Source organism: Kitasatospora sp. NPDC058046 (genome assembly GCF_042885595.1).
Taxonomy (GTDB): domain Bacteria; phylum Actinomycetota; class Actinomycetes; order Streptomycetales; family Streptomycetaceae; genus Kitasatospora.
The window spans coordinates 245,489-264,271 of record NZ_JBHVRS010000003.1; the positions used below are offsets into that span (position 1 = coordinate 245,489).

The 18,783-nt window shown below is 75.7% G+C and carries 15 protein-coding genes; 5 read left to right on the forward strand and 10 right to left on the reverse strand.

Translation table 11 applies throughout. The features are described 5' to 3' along the window. Positions 1-176 precede the first annotated feature (176 nt). The gene (locus ACFVU7_RS08865) at positions 177-1,325 is read left to right on the forward strand and encodes an MFS transporter (RefSeq protein WP_388044842.1); all 1,149 of its coding nucleotides are present in this window, start codon (positions 177-179) and stop codon (positions 1,323-1,325) included. An 83-nt stretch (positions 1,326-1,408) separates the two neighbouring features. Then, positions 1,409-1,798: a nuclear transport factor 2 family protein gene (locus ACFVU7_RS08870; RefSeq protein ID WP_049655217.1), complete on the forward strand. Its 390-nt coding sequence runs from the start codon at positions 1,409-1,411 to the stop codon at positions 1,796-1,798. Positions 1,799-2,097: 299 nt separating this feature from the next. Here the strand turns inward: ACFVU7_RS08870 and ACFVU7_RS08875 are convergent, their stop codons facing one another. The 5 genes from ACFVU7_RS08875 to ACFVU7_RS08895 all read right to left on the reverse strand — a co-directional run bounded on the left by ACFVU7_RS08875 (position 2,098) and on the right by ACFVU7_RS08895 (position 5,825). Next, the gene (locus tag ACFVU7_RS08875; protein ID WP_380738238.1) at positions 2,098-3,141 is read right to left on the reverse strand and encodes an aminoglycoside phosphotransferase family protein; all 1,044 of its coding nucleotides are present in this window, start codon (positions 3,139-3,141) and stop codon (positions 2,098-2,100) included. Between the two features lie 34 nt (positions 3,142-3,175). Next, a complete protein-coding gene (locus ACFVU7_RS08880; RefSeq protein WP_388044740.1) occupies positions 3,176-3,625 on the reverse strand; it encodes a nuclear transport factor 2 family protein in 450 nt (149 codons plus the stop codon). 147 nt (positions 3,626-3,772) lie between these two features. Then, a complete protein-coding gene (locus ACFVU7_RS08885; RefSeq protein WP_388044741.1) occupies positions 3,773-4,540 on the reverse strand; it encodes an HAD hydrolase family protein in 768 nt (255 codons plus the stop codon). Positions 4,541-4,617: 77 nt separating this feature from the next. Beyond that, complete coding sequence (locus tag ACFVU7_RS08890; RefSeq protein WP_241853023.1) at positions 4,618-5,190, reverse strand: hypothetical protein; 573 nt, start codon at positions 5,188-5,190, stop codon at positions 4,618-4,620. Between the two features lie 95 nt (positions 5,191-5,285). Next, on the reverse strand, positions 5,286-5,825 hold the full coding sequence (locus tag ACFVU7_RS08895; protein WP_388044742.1) for a CGNR zinc finger domain-containing protein: 540 nt from the start codon (positions 5,823-5,825) through the stop codon (positions 5,286-5,288). A 152-nt stretch (positions 5,826-5,977) separates the two neighbouring features. On the opposite strand from ACFVU7_RS08895, the gene ACFVU7_RS08900 reads away from it, so the two are divergent. Both ACFVU7_RS08900 and ACFVU7_RS08905 read left to right on the forward strand, forming a co-directional pair. Further along, positions 5,978-7,219 carry an MFS transporter gene (locus ACFVU7_RS08900; RefSeq protein ID WP_388044743.1) on the forward strand — a complete coding sequence of 414 codons (1,242 nt, stop codon included), beginning with the start codon at positions 5,978-5,980 and terminating at the stop codon, positions 7,217-7,219. A 9-nt stretch (positions 7,220-7,228) separates the two neighbouring features. Beyond that, positions 7,229-8,194 (forward strand): DUF2510 domain-containing protein, encoded by a 966-nt coding sequence (locus tag ACFVU7_RS08905; protein ID WP_388044744.1) that lies wholly within the window; start codon positions 7,229-7,231, stop codon positions 8,192-8,194. A 123-nt stretch (positions 8,195-8,317) separates the two neighbouring features. On the opposite strand, the gene ACFVU7_RS08910 is transcribed toward ACFVU7_RS08905, so the two are convergent. The 5 genes from ACFVU7_RS08910 to ACFVU7_RS08930 all read right to left on the reverse strand — a co-directional run bounded on the left by ACFVU7_RS08910 (position 8,318) and on the right by ACFVU7_RS08930 (position 15,373). Further along, positions 8,318-8,806 carry a hypothetical protein gene (locus ACFVU7_RS08910; protein ID WP_388044745.1) on the reverse strand — a complete coding sequence of 163 codons (489 nt, stop codon included), beginning with the start codon at positions 8,804-8,806 and terminating at the stop codon, positions 8,318-8,320. Next, a complete protein-coding gene (locus ACFVU7_RS08915) occupies positions 8,803-9,348 on the reverse strand; it encodes a hypothetical protein (protein ID WP_388044746.1) in 546 nt (181 codons plus the stop codon). Before ACFVU7_RS08915 ends, ACFVU7_RS08910 begins: the two co-directional genes overlap by 4 nt. Positions 9,349-9,484: 136 nt before the next feature. Further along, entirely contained in the window at positions 9,485-11,047 is a 1,563-nt protein-coding gene (locus ACFVU7_RS08920) for a hypothetical protein (RefSeq protein WP_388044747.1), read from the reverse strand. Between the two features lie 79 nt (positions 11,048-11,126). Further along, complete coding sequence (locus tag ACFVU7_RS08925) at positions 11,127-11,942, reverse strand: leucyl/phenylalanyl-tRNA--protein transferase (RefSeq protein ID WP_388044748.1); 816 nt, start codon at positions 11,940-11,942, stop codon at positions 11,127-11,129. Then, positions 11,939-15,373 (reverse strand): amino acid adenylation domain-containing protein, encoded by a 3,435-nt coding sequence (locus ACFVU7_RS08930; protein ID WP_388044749.1) that lies wholly within the window; start codon positions 15,371-15,373, stop codon positions 11,939-11,941. Before ACFVU7_RS08930 ends, ACFVU7_RS08925 begins: the two co-directional genes overlap by 4 nt. A gap of 231 nt (positions 15,374-15,604) precedes the next feature. Between ACFVU7_RS08930 and ACFVU7_RS08935 the strand changes: the two genes are divergently transcribed. Further along, entirely contained in the window at positions 15,605-18,778 is a 3,174-nt protein-coding gene (locus tag ACFVU7_RS08935; protein WP_380738214.1) for a putative bifunctional diguanylate cyclase/phosphodiesterase, read from the forward strand. Positions 18,779-18,783 lie beyond the last annotated feature (5 nt).

Genomic DNA, 18,783 nt, shown 5'->3' on the forward strand with positions numbered 1-18,783 from the left:
ATTCGAACCATCTAGTTCGTTCGGTTGGAGTCATGATGCCCCGGATCGATCCGGCTGTCCTGCCCGAGCCCGAGCCACCCACGGCCCTCGCGCCGCCCGGGCCCACACCGCCCGCGACGACGCCACCGGACCCCGTGCCCCGGCCCGCCGCCACGGGCCGGCGGCTGCCCCTGGTGATGGCGCTGGCCTGCGGCGTCAGCGTGGCCAACGTCTACTTCCCGCAGGCCCTCACCCCGCTCGTCGCCGACGGCCTCGGCATCGCACCGGGCACCGCGGCGAACCTCGCCACGGTCACCCAACTCGGCTACGCCGCAGGGATCTTCCTGCTGGTCCCGCTCGGCGACCGGCTCCCCCGCCGCCCGCTGATCACCGTGCTCCTGGTCGTGACGGCCTGCGCGCTGCTGGCCGCCGGGCTCGCCCCGGCCGCCGGCCCGCTGGTCGCGGCCGGCGCGGTCGTCGGCCTCGCCACGGTGGTCCCCCAGCTGCTCATCCCGCTGGCCGCCGGCCTGGTCGCACCCGACCGGCGCGGCGCCGTGATCGGCACCCTCCAGGGCGGCCTGATCGGCGGCATCCTGCTGGCCCGCACCTTCGGCGGCGTCCTCGGCGAACAGCTCGGCTGGCGCGCCCCCTACCTGGCCGCCGCCGCCCTCACCGCGCTGCTCGCCCTCGCCCTCGGCCTGGCCCTGCCCGCCACCCCGCCCGCCGTCCGCGACCGGTACCCGGCCCTGCTCGCCGACACCGTCCGGCTGCTGCGCACCGAACCCGCCCTGCGCCGCTCCGCACTCGGACAGGCCGCACTCTTCGGCGGCTTCAGCGCCACCTGGACCGCGCTCGCCCTGCTGCTCACCGGCCCGCCCTACCGGCTCGGCGCCCAGGCCCTCGGCCTGCTGGCCCTGATCGGGGCGGCGAGCATGTTCTGCGCCCCGGCCGCCGGCCGCCGGGTCGACCGGCACGGCCCGGACCGGGTCAACGCCTGGTGCACCGGCGCCACCCTCGCCGCGGCCGCGGTACTCGCCGCCGGCGGCACCGGCGGCGCGACGGGCCTCGTCGCGCTGGCCGCCGGCCTCCTGCTGCTGGACCTGGCCGTGCAGTGCGGCCAGGTCGCCAACCAGGCCCGGATCTTCGCACTGCGCCCGGAGGCCCGCAGCCGGCTGAACACCGCCTACATGACCTGCTCGTTCCTCGGCGGCAGCGCCGGCTCCTGGCTCGGCATCCGCCTCCACGCCCAGCTCGGCTGGCCGGGGGTGTGCGGCCTCGTCGCGCTCACCGCGGCCGCCGCCCTGGCCGCCCTGCGGACCGGGGTCAGGACCGGGGCCGGTCGCTGAGCCGCTTCAAACCGCTGTAACCGCTGTAACCGCTTCAACCAAACCACCACGTCACCGCATCACCACATCCCGAAGGAGTTCCCATGACGTTCCCGGCCATGCCGCCCGCCGTCCTCCAGTTCTTCCGCGCCTCCCAGGAAGGCGACGCCGACGCCTGGGCGGGGTCCTTCGCCGAGGACGGCGTCTTCCACGACCCGGTCGGCGCGCCGCCGATCACCGGCCGCCCCGCGATCCACGCCTTCATCTCCTCCGTCCTGCCCGGCTTCCGCCCCTTCCTCGGGCTGACGCCGCTGGAGGCGCACACCGTCGGCAGCCACGTCGCCGTCTCCTGGCGGGGCGCGGCCGTGGCCCTGGACGGCAAACCGGTCAACTGGTCCGGCATCAACGTCTACGAGCTGGACGACACCGGCCTCATCCGCGAGGCCCGGGCGTACTTCAACAGCGCCGTCTTCCAGGCCCAGCTCACCGGCTGACCGACCGGGGCGGACCTGATCGTGGGCCGGCCCGCGATCAGGTCCGCCCCGGGAGGCCGTCCAGCCAGCGACGCGCCACCGGGCCCAGCGGCGGCTCGTCCGGGTCGTCCAGCGCGCCCTGCGCCACCCACGCGGTGAACCGCCGCAGCACCCGCGGGCGGGCATCCCGGCGCCTGGCCGGTGAGGAACGGCGGGACGAGGCCCTCGGGTTCGGTCCATCCGCCCACGAGAACCAGGCCCGCCTCGGCGAGAGCGGTCCGGGGGTCTGCCGTCCACGGGTTCGTCCGCCCCACCCGGCCTCAGTCGCCGAGCAGGCGCAGGGCCTGGCGCAGGTTGTGCTCGGCGATGGCGGCCATCGCCTCGCGGGCCGGGAAGGGCCCGTCGAGCAGGCGCAGCGGTCCCGCCGTCAGCGAGAGGCGCTGGGCCAGTGCGTAGAGGGCGAGCCGGTCCTCGTCCAGGCCGTCCGCCGCCAGCGGCCGGTAGTCGGCCCGGGGCAGGCGGATCCGCAGGAAGACGTGCTCCCACTCGACGTCGAAGTACATCGTGCCCTCGATGTCGATCAGCACCGGGCGGCCGTCCGCGTCCACCAGCACGTGGTCGGGCCCGAGTTCGCCGTGCACCACCGGGTACTCGGCGCGCGGGCGCACCGCCGCTGCCAGGGCCCGCAGCCGGTCCGCGCACCGGTCCCGGGCTTCCGAGATCCGGGGGTCGCGCGCGGCCGCCTCGGCGAGGTCGCGCAGCGCGCGGTCCAGCACGACGCCCTCGCACGACGGCCCGTGCGACGCTCCTCCCCCGTCGACCACCGCCACCTTCCCGTAGCGGGGCGCCCGGTGGCCGCGCATGGCGCCCAGTGCCTCGCCGAGCCGGGCCAGGACCGGGGCGGCGGCGTGCGGGTCGCGGGCGAGCAGCTTCTCCAGGCTCTCGCCGGGGACGTCCTCGACGATCGCGAGGTCGGCCGTGCGGTCGGCCGTGCGGTCGGCCGGGTCGTCGGCCGCGGGAGCAGCCGTGCCCGGGGCACTCCCGCCGTCCCGGTCCGTGGCGCGCTCGACGAACCGGAGCGCCGGGACCCGGACGCCGAGCGCGTCCAGCCGCGCGTGCGCGGCCTCGAACAGGTCGAGTCCGAGGCCGGGCGAGAACGGGTCGGCGAGGTCGTCGTCGCCCTCGGACGCCGGCCAGTAGTTCTCGGTCCGGTCCCAGCGGTAGGCGATCGCCGTCGTCCCGTCGTCCATCCGCAGGCGGTAGACGCCCTTCTTACTGCCGCCCGCCAGCCGCTCGACCGCTTCCAGCCGCCGCCCGCCGCCCAGCGCGGCCCGCGCCGCACCCGCCAACCGCTCCCGCACCACTGGCCCGCCCCTCCTCGTCCCGGTCGGCGGCACCCTACCGCCGCAGGTGGCGGCTCACGTCGCCGACCAGGGTGATCCGCACCCGCCGCTCGGCGAACCGCCACCGCCCGTCCTCCCCGCGCGCGAAGCGGTCGTGGTACCGGCCCCCGGCGATGGCCTGCAGCGGAAGCCCGGGCAGTGCCTGCAGCACGGTGACGTAGGAGCGGGCGACCGCCGTCCCCGCCGGCTCGTCGACCTCGACCGCCACGTTGGTGGTGACGTGCTGGGTCCGCGGTGTCCCGTCGGCGTGGATGATCACCGTCTCCCGGAACATCGCCTCGATCGCCTCGCCGCCGCGCACCGGCGCGCCGCTGCCGACGAAGACGGCGTCGGCGAGCAAGGCGCCGAGGCCCACGAAGTCGCCGTCGTCCACGAGTTCGGCGTAGCGCGCGATCAGGTTCTCGATCGCCCGGTGGCTCGGCACCGGATCGACGGGCGCGGACATGGTCTCCCCCGGGGCCGGACGGCGGTCATCTCCCCTGATGTTCCCACGCCTTGATCGGGCGTCGGGTCCCGATGGGGCACGGCGGCGGCGACCACGGGAAGCACCCGGCAGGCTCGCCGTGCCCGAGTGGCGAGCGGCGTCCGGCGACTACCGGACGGGTGCCTCGACCAGGCGGGAGATCTCGGCGGCGACGGCCTCCGGTTCGGCGGCGACGGTGACGCGGGCGACGCCGTCCAGGCCCGGGTGGCCGCCGACCCGGACGGAGTGCCGCGCGTTGCGCAGCAGGTCGAGGTCGTTGATGTCGTTGCCGAAGGCGTTGTAGGCGTCGATCCCCAGCGAGGTCAGCGCCTCCCACTTGTTGGTGGTGCCCGGGGCGAAGTCGATGATCGCCTCGTCGAGGTGGTGGTTGACGGTCATCCCGAGCGCGCGGCCGGCCTCGGCGAGGGCCGCCAGGTCGGTCGCGTCGACGACCAGGAACTTGACGACGGCGGGGAGTTCGGCGAGCTCGACCCGGCGGGCGAGGCCGCCCTGGTCGACCCGGCCGCGGATCGGGTGGTCGGCCGGTCCGGTGTAGGCGTAGTCCCACGGGCCGTCGGCGAGGTAGCCGGCCCGGAAGCGTTCGACCTCGGCCAGCAGCCGCCCGAGCTCACCGGCTTCGAACGCGGCCCGCGCCCGCACCTGCCCGTCGACGGAGACCAGGCTGCCGTTCCCGCCGATCAGCGTGGCGGTGGGGAAGGCCCCGTCGAGGACGGGCAGGAGGTCGCGGACCGGCCGGGCGGAGGCGAAGACCAGCTGGTGGCCCGCCCGCTCGCAGGCGTCGAGGGCGGCGAGGATCCGGCTGTCGATCGTCCGCCCGTCGAAGCAGAGCGTGCCGTCGATGTCGAAGACCGTGGTGCGGGCGCTGGAGGAGATCATAAGACGATGCTATCCAGCCGGTGCCGTACACGATCCACCACCGGTCCCGCCCGGAAACGCCCCCACGAGCCGGGCCCCTACTGGTAGTCGTCCATCAGCTCGCGGTCCACCGTCATGGCGGCCCGGTCCAGGGCCGGCAGGCCCAGGTGCTCGCAGATCAGCGCGGTGAGCCGCTGCTCGTGGTCCGGGCTCTCGGCGAACTCGCCCCCGATGCCCAGCCCGGCCGCCGTGACGAGGGGGGCCAGCGCGTTGGGCCAGCGCTCCCCGACGTGCTCGGCGCCCTCGTAGTCGACGCACGAGGAGATCCGGCCGTCCCGGTAGTGGTACGCCTTGGGGCCGTGGGCCTTGACGATGCAGGGGTTGGGCACGAACACCACCAGTTCGGCGCCCTCGGGGCAGAGCCCGCGGTAGTCGATGTCGTCGTAGTCGTTGCGGGACGGGTTGAGCATGGGGTGCACGATCACGCCCCACTCGCCGGGCGCCGGCTCCTCGCCCCGGGCGAAGGGCGGACGGTGCCGCGCGGTCAGCCCGTCGGCCACGGCGGCCCGGGTGGTTCCCCGGAAGTACACCAGGACGGTCTCGTCCTCTCCGTAGCCCTGTCCTTCCAGCCAGTCGATGGGGCCCCGGTGGATCCAGTCGTAGTCGGTCATGATCGACACCGTAGCCCTCGGCACCGACACGGCCGCCGGGGCAGTCGGAACAGGAAGTCGGCCCGGCCGACTTCCTGCTCCCGAGGCCGGGAAGGTCACGCGCGGGCCGTGCCGTTCGCCGGCCGCGCCGCGCGGCGGTGCCGGCGGACGGCGTCGCGGTTGGCGCAGCGCTGGGTGCAGTAGCGCTTGCGGCCGGTCCGGGTGGTGTCGGCGAAGACGGTGGCGCACTCGGCGACGGCGCACCGGCCGAGCCGGCGCATGCCGCGGCCCACCAGGTGGAAGGCGGTGCCGACGGCGATCAGGGTGGACAGCACGGCGCCGAACGACTGGTGGTCGTCGCGGTAGTGGAGGTGCCAGCCGCCCGTGTGGTCGGTCAGCCGGGGGTGGGCGGCGTCGGCGGCGAGCATCCGGTTGAGCCGCTCGGCCCGTTCGCGTTCGTCGGCCGCGTCGACCACCGACTCCCAGGTGTCCAGCAGGGCCAGGATGCACGCCAGGTCCGCCGGCCGGACCGGCCCGTCGACCACCAGCCCGGCCGCGCGGCAGCGGTCCGCCAGTTCCTCGGCGGTCCCGGGGCGCCGGTTGGCCAGGGCCGCGGCCAGGTGCACGGCGCTCTCGCCGTAAGGGTTGAGGTGCATAAGACCATGACAGCAGGCTGCTGGGCATGCGTCAGCACACCGACACCGGAAAGCCTTCCGCACCGACGACTTCCACATCCCCGACTTCCGATCCGACGACTTCCGCACCGGCGGCTCCCGGGGACACCGCCCGCCCGCTCCGGTACCGCTGGGTGGTCCTGGCCGTCGCCACCGTCACCCAGGCCGCCTCCGGCTTCTTCGTCCAGGGCATCGGGGCGATGGCCGTCCCCCTGCAGCACGCGCTGGACCTCAGCACCAGCCAACTCGGCCTGCTCCTGTCGGCCTCCCAACTGGTGCCGCTGGTCGGCCTGTTGGTGGCCGGCGAGCTGCTGGACCGGTACAACGAGCGCTGGGTCGTCGGCCTCGGCGCCGCCGTGGTCGCCGCGGCCCTGCTCCTCGGCAGCCTGGCGCAGGGGTACGCCTCCCTGCTGGCCGTCCTGCTGGCCGTCGGCGCCGGGTACAGCACCGTTCAGCCCGGCGGCAGCAAGTCGGTGGCCTCCTGGTTCGACCCGACCCAGCGGGGGCTGGCCATGGGCGTCCGCCAGGCCGGACTGCCGCTGGGCGGGGCGCTCGCCGCCGCCGTACTGCCGCTGGTGGCCGTGGCGTACGGGTGGCGGGCGGCACTGGTGGTCGGCGGGCTGGTCGCGCTCCTGGGCGCCGGGCTCTTCGCGGCCCTCTACCGGCGCCCGCCGACCGCCCCGCCGGTACGCTCCACTCCCGCCCCGGCTCGCGGCCTTACCCCGGGCCCCGTGGCACCGACGGCCTCCGTCCGCGCCCGGCTGCGGATCCTCCGCGAACCGGCCATGGCCAGGCTCCTGTTCTCCGGCCTGGCCCTGGTCTCGGTGCACAGCGGCATCGGCGTGCTCGGCGCCCTGTACCTCCACGATGTGACGGCCCTCGGCCCCGGCGCCGGCGCCGCCGTCCTGGTGGCGGTCCAGGTCGCGGGGGCGGTCGGCCGGATCGCACTGGCGGCCTGGAGCGACCGGAGCCGCGCCGGGCGGTACCGGCCCGTCCTGGTCTGCCTGGCCGCGGTGGTGGCCGGGCTGGTGGTCCTGACGACGCCGGCTGGCCGGTCCCCCGCCGCGGCCGCCGTCCTGTTCACCTGGCTCGGCTTCTTCGGGATCGGCTGGTACGGCCCCTGGGTGGCCCACCTGGCGGAGTCGGCGCCGCCGGGACGGACCGGCTTCGCCCTCGGCCTGGTCATGGCGGTCAACCAGGTGGCCGTCGTCGTGGTCCCGCCCGCCCTCGGGCTGCTCCGCGACACCACCCACGGCTTCACCGCCGCCTGGGCGGCCCTCGCCGCGACCACGGCCGTGACCCTCGCGGCCACCGCCCGCCGGGGTGCCGGCGGGCGCGGCACCCCTCCCCGGCCCAGGCGGCACACCGCCGGGTAGCGTACGGCCGTGAACAACGAGTCGCCTCCCGGGTGGTACCCGGTCCCCGGCCCGGACGGCGCCCCGGGCCACGAGCGCTGGTGGGACGGCAACGCCTGGACCGGCGACGTCCGGCCGGCCCAGGGCGCCTACGGCTACCCGGGCCAGGAGGCGTACCCGGCGCAGCAGGCGTACCCGGCCTACCCGGCTCACCCGTCCCGGCAGGCCTACCCCGGCGCGGGCTACGGACAGCCCGGCCCCGGCTACCCGCCCCCGGCCCCGACTCCCAAGCGGGTCAAGCCCGGCGTGCTCATCAGCATCGCGGTCGGCGTCCTGGCGATCGGCGGCAGCGTCGCCGGGATCGCGCTCAGCAACGGCGGCGACCCGGCGGCGGACCCGACCACCGACCCCACCGTCCCCGTCACCAGCAGCACCGGCCCGACGACCAGCCCCACCCCCGCCCCGAAGCCGTCCACGCCCAAGCCCGCGCCGGTCCTCCGGAGCACCGTCGCGGACAAGCAGCACTCGATCACCCTGCCGGTGTTCGAGGGCTGGGAGGTCTCCGCGACCGACACCCCGCAGTGGTCGGTCTACCTCGGCAGCGGCCGCTACACCTGCGCGAACGGCAAGGCGTGCATCCGCGGCCGGTTCTCGGTGGAGAAGAACACCGTCCAGGGCGACACCCCCAAAGCCGCCGCCGACGCCGCCATGCCGACGGTCGCCAAGCAGATCTTCAGCGGCATGGCCTCGCAGACCGACTACGGCTCGGGCACCATCACCGTGGCCGGCGTGGCCGGGTACGCGACCCGCTGGCACATCACCAACACCGACGGCACCCAGGGCTTCGTCCTGCTGGCCGCCCTCCCCGCCAAGGGCGGCGGCTACGTGGTCTTCGACGGCGGCGTGGACGAGGACCCGGCCGCCCCGGACGTCTCGGTGCTCGACCAGATCCTCCTGGGCGTCAAGAAGGACGACACCCCGACCAGCGGCACCTGACGCACCGCTCCTGGGTGCCGCCGGCCGCCCGGTTCCACGGCGGCGGGGCGCTCCGGGAGCCACGACACGCCCCCACCACGGCGGACGCCACAGGACCAACCCGGCGAGGGCACCCGTCTCCGGCTACGCCGGTTGGTCGCCCGGGAGTTGGTCCGGGGCCGAGGGCGGCGGGAGGGGGCGCGGGCGGGCGGTGGGGCGGTCGCTGCGGCGCAGGACGAAGACCACCGGCAGGGCGATCAGGCTGGGCCCGGCGAGCAGGCCGGCCAGCCACTGGCGGCCGTCGAGGCCGACGAGCACCGAGCCGACGAGCATCCCGGCGGCGAGCACGAAGCCGGCCACCAGGCCGCCGACGTAGAGCTGGTGGGCGCGCTGGTCGCGGCGTTCCCGGGCCGCGATCCGGGCGCGCTCGGTCGCGTGCTCCTCCTTGAGGCGGACCGTTTCGAGGGACGCCCGGTGGCGCTCCCTTGCCGTCTCCCTGGCGTGCTCTCGCTGGAGTTCCAGTTCGAGGTGTTCCAGGGCCACCCGCAGGTGCTCGGGCGGGAGTTGGGCCCACTGGGTGGCGATCTCCAGGGCCGTCGGGCGGCGGAGGCGGCCTTCCTCGGGGGTGGTCACCGGTCGTCACCTCGGGGTGCGGGGGCGGACTGGTCGGGGCCGTGGGCGGCGCCCGGCGGCGGGCCGAGGCGGAGGAACAGCCGCTCCAGGCCCGTGGCGACGGTCTCGGCGGCCGCCGGGGTCAGCGGGTCCTGGGCGTACTCGTGCAGGGGACGGTACCGGGAGGCGGCACCGCTCCCGACGATCACCAGGTCGTCGTCCCGCTCGGTGGAGTCGATCCGATCCGGGAGGACGGCGCTTCCGGCGACCGGGCCCTTGACGACCGGCGGGCCGGCCGGGTCCCCCATCTCCCAGACCACCGAACTCTCCGGCAGCGAGGCCGCCCGGCCGGGCGCCGGCCCGGCCGCGGAGCGGGGTGCGCCCCACGCGGCGACATCCCCTCCCCGCCCGGCCCCGCTCCCCCGCCGCCGCGGCCACAGGACCGCCAGCAGCACCAGCACGGCCGGCCCCGCCGGTACGGCCGCCCACCAGCCGATCCCGGTGGCGGCGTACAGCGTCAGCGACACCGCCCACACCAGGGCGACCGAAACGCCGTAGGCCACCTGTCTGTTCCGCATCCCGCCCCCGCACCCCCTCCGACCGGTTCGAACTCAGGCCCGAGCTTCGACCCGAGCCTACCCACGACGAGGGCCCCTCGACCGGACAACCCGGTTGAGGGGCCCACGAAGTGACGTCGGATCAGCTGTGCTGCGGCGCGGGCAGCGTCGCCGATCCCCCGAGCAGCGGCCACTCCCGGTGGAAGGGCGGCAGCGGCAGCTTGCCCTCGATGATCGGGGTGCCGAAGACCTTCAGGTGGGCGAGCAGCGAGCCGTTCAGGTCGACGCCGCCGACCAGTGACCAACTGCCCTGCACCTGCGGCGGGTTGCCGGAGGAGTCGGCGACCAGCGAGCCCTCGGCCTGGGCGCGCAGGTAGGGGGCGACGGTGGCCTCCACGCCGACGGTGTCGTACAGGCCGAGGCTGATCTCGGCGCCGAGCGCGGCCCGCACGCCCGCCTTGCCGTTGAGCCGCACGTGCACCGGGGTGACCTTGGTGTCGGCGTTGGTGACCGGGGTCCAGCCCTTGCCGCCGGTGTAGTCGGCGCGGACCGCCCAGGTGCCGGTGGCGTCCTGCTCCGCCTCCAGGTGGACCTGGCCGTCGGCGCTGACCTCCAGGTAGCAGGTGAGGCCGAGGTTGACGACCACCGGCAGGCCGGCGACCGTCAGCACCGGGCTGGCCTGCAGCTTGGCGAAGGGCACCCGGATGGGCGCCGCGCCGGTGCTGCGGGCGGCGTCGCCGGTGACCTTCCACTGCGCGTGGGCGCCGAGGTCGAAGCCGATCGAGGCGGTGCGCGGACTGCCGGCCGCGGCGCCGTGGTAGGCGAAGTGGACGGCCGGGTGGAGCTGGAGCGAGCCGGAGGCGTCGAGGCTGGCGCCGTCGGGCAGCGGGACGGGGGCCTTGAGGTTCACCTCCAGGGTGCCGGAGGCGTCGGCCTGGACGCCGTTGCCGGTCAGGCCGGCGGTGGCCTTGAGGTCCTTGACCAGCGGGGTCACCGTGATGCCGTGCGGGTCGACGGGGACGTTGCCGTCGGCCTCGGTGCCGCCGAGGAGTTCGGCCAGGGTGGCCGGGCGGGTGGTCAGGGCGAGTGTGTTGCCCGCGCCGGGGCGGACGCCGGTGACGGCGACCAGTGCGCCCTGCGGTGCGGCGGCGGTGGGCGGGCTGGCGATCAGCTGCCCGGGCTGGACGGCGGCGGCGGCCGCACTGGGGGCGGCACTGGGAGCGGTGCTCGGCACGGCGCTGGGAGAGGCAGCAGGAGCGGTGCCGGGGGCGGCACTTGGCGAGGTCGGGGCCGTGGCGCCCGGCCCCGTCGCCGACAGCACCGCCGTCCCGCCCGCCGGGTCGTACGCCGTCAGCTGGAGGTTCTTCGTCGCCGCCGTGACGGCGCCACCGTCCTTGCCGGGGCTGCCGATCGCGGCCTGCTGGTCGCCGGCGGGCGCGGCGGTGACGGGCGCCTTGCCCGGGGTCGGACGGCCGGTGGCGGGACTGGCCGCTCTGGCGTGCGGGGTGGCACCGGCGGGCCGGGCGGCGGCCGGGCTGCCCCCGGCGGCGGTCGCGGCCGGGTCGGCGACGGTGGCGGCGGCCGATTCGGCACCGGCCTGGGTGGCGCCGGGGTCGGTCGGGCCGCACGCGGTGGCCCCGGCGAGGATGAGGGTGAGGGTGAGGACGGCGGGGCCGGAGGCCCTGCCTATGGAACTTTTGAACACGCGGCGTCATGTTACTGACGAGGAATAAGTTTGTCGAAGACAGGCCAAAAAAGCCAGCCCGATCAGGTTTAACCGCAGGTCAGCGGAGGTGTGCCGATTCTCCCAGCCGCGCCGCCGGCAGCGGCGCCCCGTCCGGGACCACAGCGGAAGCCCCGCCCCCGCCCGACAGCTCCGCGAGGTACCGCGAGCGCGCCATCGGCTCGGCCCCGAGGCTCCGCACGTGCGGCCCGTCCCACTGGGCGTCGAGCAGCCGCCCGCCCGCCGCGCCGAACCGCGCCCCGAGGTCGGCGACGGCGACCCGGGCGGCGTCCGGGCGGCGGCGGAACATCGAGTCCAGGCTCAGCACCGGCCCGACCGCGATCCCGAACACCCCGCCGATCAGCTCCTCCCCCTCCCACACCTCCCCGCTGTGCGCCGCCCCCAGCTCGTGCAGCCGCACCAGCACCGCCGCCAACTCCTCGGTGAGCCAAGCCGGTTGACGGCCCTCGGCGCACGCCGCCAGCACCCGTCCGAAGGCCCGGTCCGCGCTCGTCCACCACGTGGACCGGTTGCGCAGCCGCCGCGCCAGCCCGCTCCCGAGCCGGACGCCGTCGGGCGCGATCACCGGCCGGGGGTCGGGCGACCACCAGGCCAGCGCGTACGGGTCCGCCCCGCCGGGCAGCAGCGCCACCTCGCCCGCCTCGACGGCGTCCCCGTACACCGCCTCGTTGTACGCGCTCGCGTAGACGTCCGCCGCCGGCAGCGGGAACAACCCGCGCCGGTACGCCGCCAGCAGCCCGCCGGGGCCGAGCGCGCCGAGCGACCCGCCGAAGGCCACCGGGCCGTCGCCGGGCCCGCGCCGCACGTCCAGCGCGCCGAGCACATCCAGTGCTTCGAGCGCCTCGGAGGGGCTCACGGCGACGCCGCCCGCAGGAAGCCCTCCCGCTCCAGCCCCGCCAGGTAGTGGTCGATCAACCCCGCCTCCACCGGCGGCAGTTCGATCCCGCTCCCGGCCAGCGCCGCGTCCGCGTTCGCCCGCTCGAACAGTGGGAACGTCGGCCGGAAGTACATCTCGCTGACCGACAGCTCCGACCCCGGCGCGCGGTCCACGAACAGCGGGACGAACGGCGCGATCGGGTGCGTCGGGTTCCCGGCGGCGAACCGGACCAGCCGCCGCACCCAGTCCCCGTACGGCAGCGGGGCGATCCGGTGGCCGCGCGCCCGCAGCCGCTCGGCGAGGTCGGCGAGGGTGCCCGGGCGCGGGGAGGTGAGGTGGTAGACCTCGCCGGCGGCGGGTGCGTGGGCGGCGATGTGCGCGACGGCCCGGGCGAAGCGGTCGGCGGGGACGAAGTCGAGCAGCAGCCGCACGTCCGGGTAGGTCCCGCTGTCGGCCACGTAGGCGATCAGCGCGCACAGTTCGGTGCCGGTGTTCATCGCCCCGGACGCGAGGTCCCCGGTGACGTCGTTGGTGCGCAGCACGGTGACGGGCAGCCCGGCGACGGCCGCGTTGTGCAGCAGCTGTTCGGCGACCCACTTGCTCTCGACGTAGCCGACGCCGAGCCGTTCGGGGTGGGCGAGCGGGGTGCGCTCGGTTATCTTCGGGACGCCGGCCGCGCCGAAGCCGGCCAGCACGGCGAGGGTGGAGAGGTAGTGCACGGGGATGCCCCGGCTGTGCCCGGCGAGCCGGACGACCTCCCGGGTGCCGCCGACGTTGGCGCCACGCAACTGGTGGTACGGGTAGAGGAAGTTGACCTGTCCGCCGAGGTGGTGGATCGCGTCCAGGTTCCCTGCCAGCCAGTCGAATTGACGGTCCGTCAGGCCGAGCTTCGGCCGGGTGAGGTCGCCGACCAGCGGCACCACCCGCCGGTCGGCGAGGTCCTGCCGCAGGAAGCGCTGCCGGGCCGCCCGCAGCCGTTCCAGCGCGTGTTCCTCGTCGGGCGCGCGGACCAGGCAGTGGATGCGCGCCCGGGTGGTGGCGAGCAGCGCGTGCAGCAGGTGGGCGCCGCAGAAGCCGGTGGCGCCGGTGAGCAGGATCTCGGCGGGTTCGGCGCGGGAGGGCGCCGGGCTCCAGGACTGCCGGAGGTCCTCGGTGAGCCGGGCCTCCGCGAACCAGTCGACCGCGGCGTCCCGTACGGCCCCGGCGGGGGTGTCCGCGCGCACCGCCGACAGCGCCGCCGCGAAGGCGCGCAGGACGGGCTCGCGCAGCAGTGCCCGGGTGAGCGTGCGCACCTGCCCGACGTCGATGCCGAGCAGGATCCGGGCCCGCGCCAGCATCTCCATCGCGAGCAGCGAGGTGCCGCCGAGCGCGAAGAAGTCGCCGTCCGGGCCGATGTGTTCGACGCCGAGCAGCTCCGCCCACAGCTGTCCGACGGCCGCCTCCAGCGCCCCGTCTCCGGCGGGGCCGGGCGCGGGGGCCGGCGAAGGGGTCGACGGGGGAACGGGAGCCGACGCCGGGGAGCGCACCGGCGCGTGCGGCAGCCGCCGCCGGTCGATCTTCCCCGCCGCCGTGAGCGGCATCGCCTCCAGCGGCACGAACTCGGCCGGCACCAGGTACTCGGGCAGCCGGTCGGCCAGGAACGCCCGAAGCCCCGGCGCCCCGACGGCCGTCCCGGAGGCGGGCGTGTAGTACGCGGTGAGCGTGCGGCTGCCGTCGGCCGCCTCGCCGTCGGCCGCGACCCGGGCCTGTCGGACGTCGGGGTGCGCGGCCAGGACGGCCTCGACCTCGGCCGGGTCCACCCGGTGCCCGCGCACCTTCACCTGGTCGTCGAAGCGGCCGAGGATCTCCAGCTGCCCGTCCGCCCGCCAGCGCCCGGCGTCGCCGGTGCGGTACATCCGCTCGCCGGGCAGCGGCGCGTACGGGTCGGGCAGGAAGGACTCGGCGGTGAGCCCGGCCTGCCGCCAGTAGCCCCGGGCCAGGCCGGGCCCGCCGAGGTGGATCTGCCCCTTCTCCCCGGGCCGGACGGGGCGCAGCCGGGCGTCCAGCACGTGCACCCGCACCCCGGGCAGCGGCCGTCCGATCGGCACGGGCGCGGCCGGGGTGCCGGCCGCCCCCGCGGAGCTTCCACCGCCCCCGTCGAGCAGCTCCGCCGTGACCTCGCAGAGCGTCGAGGTGACGGCCGCCTCGGTGACCCCGTACGCGTTGAGCAGCCGGGCGCCCGGCAGCCGCTCCAGGCAGTGCCGGCTGTCGGCGGCGTGCACGGCGTCCCCGCCGACCACCACCAGGCGCAGCCCCTGGGGGCCGGGCCCGCCGGGCGGGAGCAGGTCGAGCAGGTGGTGCCAGTAGGCGGGGGTGAGGTCGGCGACGGCCAGGCCCAGCCCGGGCAGCCGGCCGGCCAGCTCGGTGGGCGCCCAGGTGCCGCCCGCGCCGCCGCCCCCGCCGAGCACCACCGTCGCGCCCGCGAGCAGCGCGCCGAACGCCTGCTCCAGCGCGGTGTCGGAGCCCAGCGCGGCCAGGTGCAGGACGCGTTCGCCGGGGCGCAGCCGGTAGGCGTGGACGATCCGGTCGAGGGTGAACAGCAGTGCGCGGTGGGTGACGGGGACGCCCTTGGGGCGGCCGGTGGTGCCGGAGGTGTAGATCAGGTAGGCGAGGTCGTCGGGGACGGCGCCGTCGTCCCCGGCGAAGAACGCCCCGGGGTTCAGGGGCTCCCCGCCGTCCTCCGGCCCGGGCGCGGACACCCCGAGCACGGACACCCCGGGCGCCTCCGGGAACCCGTCACCGTCCGCGACCACCACCCGCGCCCCGCAGTCCTCGACCAGCCGGGCCAGCCGCCGCGGCGGGTGGGCCGGGTCCAGCGGCAGGAAGGCCCCGCCGGCCTTGAGCACGGCCAGCCAGGCGGTGACCAGACCCGCCCCGCGGTCCAGGCAGACCGGCACCACCTGCTCCGGGCCGGTCCCGCGCGCCCGCAGCGCGGCGGCCAACCGGTCGCTGCGCAGGTCGAGTTCGCGGTAGCTCAGCGTGGCGTCCGCGGCGATGACGGCGACCGCGTCCGGGTCGTGCGCCGCCCGCGCGCGGAACAGCCCGTGCACCGTGTCCGCGAATCCGGCGACGGTGTGCGGGAATCCGGCCGACGGGTCCGCCGATCCGGCCGACGGGTCGGCGATTCCGCCCGCCGCCCGCCGTACCGGGGCGCCGTCGGGGAAGCCCAGCCCGGCCGGGCGCCACTCGCGCTCCACCCAGTCCCGGCAGTCGGCCCGCCCGGCCGGCCCGTGGACCTGCTGCCAGCCGGCCGGGACGGTCAAGTCGCCCGGCCAGATCGCATACTGACCGTTGCCGTTGCGGACCACGGCGTGACGGCCGGAGCTCGCATCCGTTCGTACGCCCTGTGCGCTGTCTACTGCGTCGTCCACCGGCTTGACCTCATGCTGTGGCGGCAGAATGCTGGGGAGTGCGACATTTCCGACTATACGCACTCCTGCCCCGTCGAGGACGTCCGGTCGCACCCCCCACCGGACGCCTCGCTGCTGCGCGAAAGCGCTCATCCGCCCCACCCGGACCGGCTCCTACGCCCGGCCCGTCCCGTCCTCACCCGAACTCCCCCGCCCGACCGGCGGGGTGATGTCGTGGAGGAGGTAGCCTCGTTGACTCGCCGGCGACAACACCTGATGGTCTGTTACCTGCTCTGGATGGTGCTGTTCACCGGCATCTACTACGCGAATCCCGGCCAGCGGATCATCTGGTGGACCGGCATCGGCCTCGGCGGCGTCGCCGCCATCGTGGTCGGCGTCCGCCTCAACCGTCCCGCGCACGCGCGCTACTGGTACGTGCTGGCGCTCGCCAACCTCAGCTTCACGGTGGGCGAGGTGGTGCAGGCCGTCCAGCTGGACATCCTGCACGTGCCCAACCCGTTCCCGTCCGTCGCGGACGGCTTCTACCTCGCCGAGTACGTGCTGTACGCGGTCGGCGTGCTGGGCTTCATCCGCTGGCGCACAGCTCGTCAGGACCGCGCCGGGCTGCTCGACGCCCTCGTCCCCACCATGGGGCTGGCCCTGCTCGCCTGGATCTACCTGATCCTCCCGTACGCCCGGAACCCGGACCTCGACTGGTTCCAGAAGGCCGTCTCGATCGCCTACCCGCTCGGCGACGTGGTCGTGCTCGCCCTGCTGCTGCGGCTGCTGACCCCGCGCGGCGGCAACTCCCGCTCCCTGCAGCTGCTCGCCGTCGGCTCGCTCGGCATCATGGTCTCCGACGTGCTGTACGGGCTGATCCAGCTGCACGGCACCTGGCACATCGGCACGCCCGTCGAACTCGGCTGGGCCGCCTTCTACACCGCCTGGGGCGCGGCGGCGCTGCACCCGTCGATGGTCGAGCTGACCCGTCCGGTGCCCACCCAGCAGCCGGACCTGAGCACCGCCCGGCTGGTACTGCTCACCCTGGCCTCGCTGATCGCCCCGGCGATCCTGATCATCGAGGCGCTGGCCGGCAACACCAGCAACGCGGGCGTGATCGGCGCCTTCTCGGCGGTGCTCTACCTGCTGGTGCTGGCCCGGCTGGCGGTGGTCGTCTCCGCCCGCAGGCAGGCCGTGGCCCGCGAGCGGGCGCTGCGCGAGGCGGGCGCCCGGCTGACCGCGGCCGTCACGGTGGGGGAGGTCGCGGACGCCGTCCAGTCCGCCGCCTCCACCCTGATGCCGGCCGAGGCCGGGCACGTCGCCCTGCTCTCCGTCGCCGAGGCCGGGGTGCTGCACGTCCGGCACGCCGGGAGCGACACCCCCCGGCCCACGCCCGGGGACACCGCGCAGTCCGACCGGGTGCTGGAGCTCGCCACCGCCCGGGAGACCGTGCTGCTGCCCGTCGGCTCCCTCGGCCTGGACCCGGCCGCCACCCCGGCCGACGGCGGCCTCCTCGCCCGCCTCGGCGGCATGCCGTACGCCCTGGTCTGTCCGCTCACCCTCGCCGAGCGCCCCTCCGGCGACCCGCTGATCGGCGCGCTCGTCGTCACCGGGACGGAGCAGGAGCTGGCCGGCCTCTGGAGCTCGCTGGAGATCCTCGCCGCGCAGGCGGCCCTCGCGGTCGAGCGGGTGGTGCTGAGCCGCGAGGTCACCCAGCGCAACAGCGAGCTGTACTTCCGCACCCTGGTGCAGAACGCCAGCGACGTCATCCTGATCCTCGACGCCGACGACGGCGTGCGCTACGCCTCCCCGTCCGCCGCGACGGTGCTCGGCCGCCCCGACCTGGCCGGCACCCCGCTGACCGACCTGGTCCCGCCCGAGGACAGCCGGGAGGTCGGCAAGGCGCTGGCCCGGATGCGCGGGACCGCCGAGCCGCCCCGGGGCGAGCAGCCGCGCGAGCACTGGCGGCTGCTGCGCCAGGACCGCACCCCGATCGAGGCCGAGGTCCGCTCCGACGACCTGCGCGCGGACCCGACCGTCGGCGCCCTGGTGCTCACCCTGCGCGACGTGACCGAGCAGCGGCAGATGGAGCGCGAGCTGACCCACCGGGCCTTCCACGACTCGCTGACCGGCCTGGCCAACCGGGTGCTGTTCCAGGACCGGGTCGGGCACGCGCTCTCCCGGGGCGAGCGCAGCGGGGCCGTCACCGGGGTGCTCTTCATCGACCTGGACGACTTCAAGGTGGTCAACGACACCCAAGGGCACGCGGTCGGCGACGAGCTGCTGGTCGCCGTCTCGCTGCGGATCTCCACCGCGCTGCGCGCCTCGGACACCGCCGCCCGGCTCGGCGGCGACGAGTTCGCCGTCCTGGTGGAGGACGCGAGACGGCCCGCCGACGTGGACACCATCGCGTCCGGGGTGCTGGCGGTGTTCGCCGAACCGTTCAAGCTCACGTCGGGCACGGTGCGGGTGACGGCCAGCATCGGTGTGGCGACCACCGAGGACAGCGTGGACGCGACCGAGCTGCTCACCCACGCCGACCTCGCGCTCTACTCCGCCAAGGCGGCCGGCCGCCGCCAGTGGCGCCACTACCGGCCGGCCCTCCAGACCGGCATGGTGGAGCGGCACGAGCTGAACGAGCACCTCGACTCGGCGATCGCCGAATCGGCCTTCCAGCTGTACTACCAGCCGATCGTCGACCTGCGCTCGGGCGATCTGGTCGCCTTCGAGGCGCTGGTCCGCTGGCCGCACGACCGGCGCGGCATGGTGCTGCCCGACGAGTTCATCGCCCTCGCCGAGGAGAGCGGCCAGATCGTCCCGCTCGGCGCCTGGGTGCTGGAACGCGCCGCCCAGGAGGTCGCCGCCTGGCACGCCGCGAGCTCGGCGGCGCGGACGGCCGCCGGCCGGCCGCCACTGCGGGTCAACGTCAACGTCTCGGCCCGCCAGTTCCGCGACGCCGGCTTCGTGGACGTGGTCCGCCGGGCGCTGGCCGCCACCGGCATCGACCCCCACACCCTCGTCCTGGAGCTCACCGAGTCGGTGCTGATGCGCCGCGACGACCGCGTCCACGCCGACATGGCCACGCTGTCCGGACTCGGTGTCGGCATCGCCATCGACGACTTCGGGACCGGCTACTCCTCGCTGTCCTACCTGCGCGAGTTCCCGATCTCCCTGCTCAAGATCGACAAGTCCTTCATCGACGGCCTCGGCCACTCGCCCCAGCAGTACGCCCTGGTCGAGGGCATCACCCGGATCGCCGACACCCTCGGGGTCCAGGTCATCGCCGAGGGCATCGAGCACCCCGACCAGCGCGACCTGCTCGCCGCCATGGGCTGCCCGCTCGGCCAGGGGTACCTCTTCGCCCACCCCATGGACTCCCCCGACGCCCGCGCCCTGGTCCGCCGGACCTCCTACGAGCCGGTCTGAAGACC

Coding starts and splice junctions, on each gene's coding strand:
- ACFVU7_RS08870 (WP_049655217.1), top strand. CDS start 1,409: ATGACGTTCCCGGCCATGCCGCCCGCCGTCCTCCAGTTCTTCCGCGCC.
- ACFVU7_RS08895 (WP_388044742.1), bottom strand. CDS start 5,825: ATGCACCTCAACCCTTACGGCGAGAGCGCCGTGCACCTGGCCGCGGCC.
- ACFVU7_RS08880 (WP_388044740.1), bottom strand. CDS start 3,625: ATGTCCGCGCCCGTCGATCCGGTGCCGAGCCACCGGGCGATCGAGAAC.
- ACFVU7_RS08885 (WP_388044741.1), bottom strand. CDS start 4,540: ATGATCTCCTCCAGCGCCCGCACCACGGTCTTCGACATCGACGGCACG.
- ACFVU7_RS08865 (WP_388044842.1), top strand. CDS start 177: ATGGCGCTGGCCTGCGGCGTCAGCGTGGCCAACGTCTACTTCCCGCAG.
- ACFVU7_RS08890 (WP_241853023.1), bottom strand. CDS start 5,190: ATGACCGACTACGACTGGATCCACCGGGGCCCCATCGACTGGCTGGAA.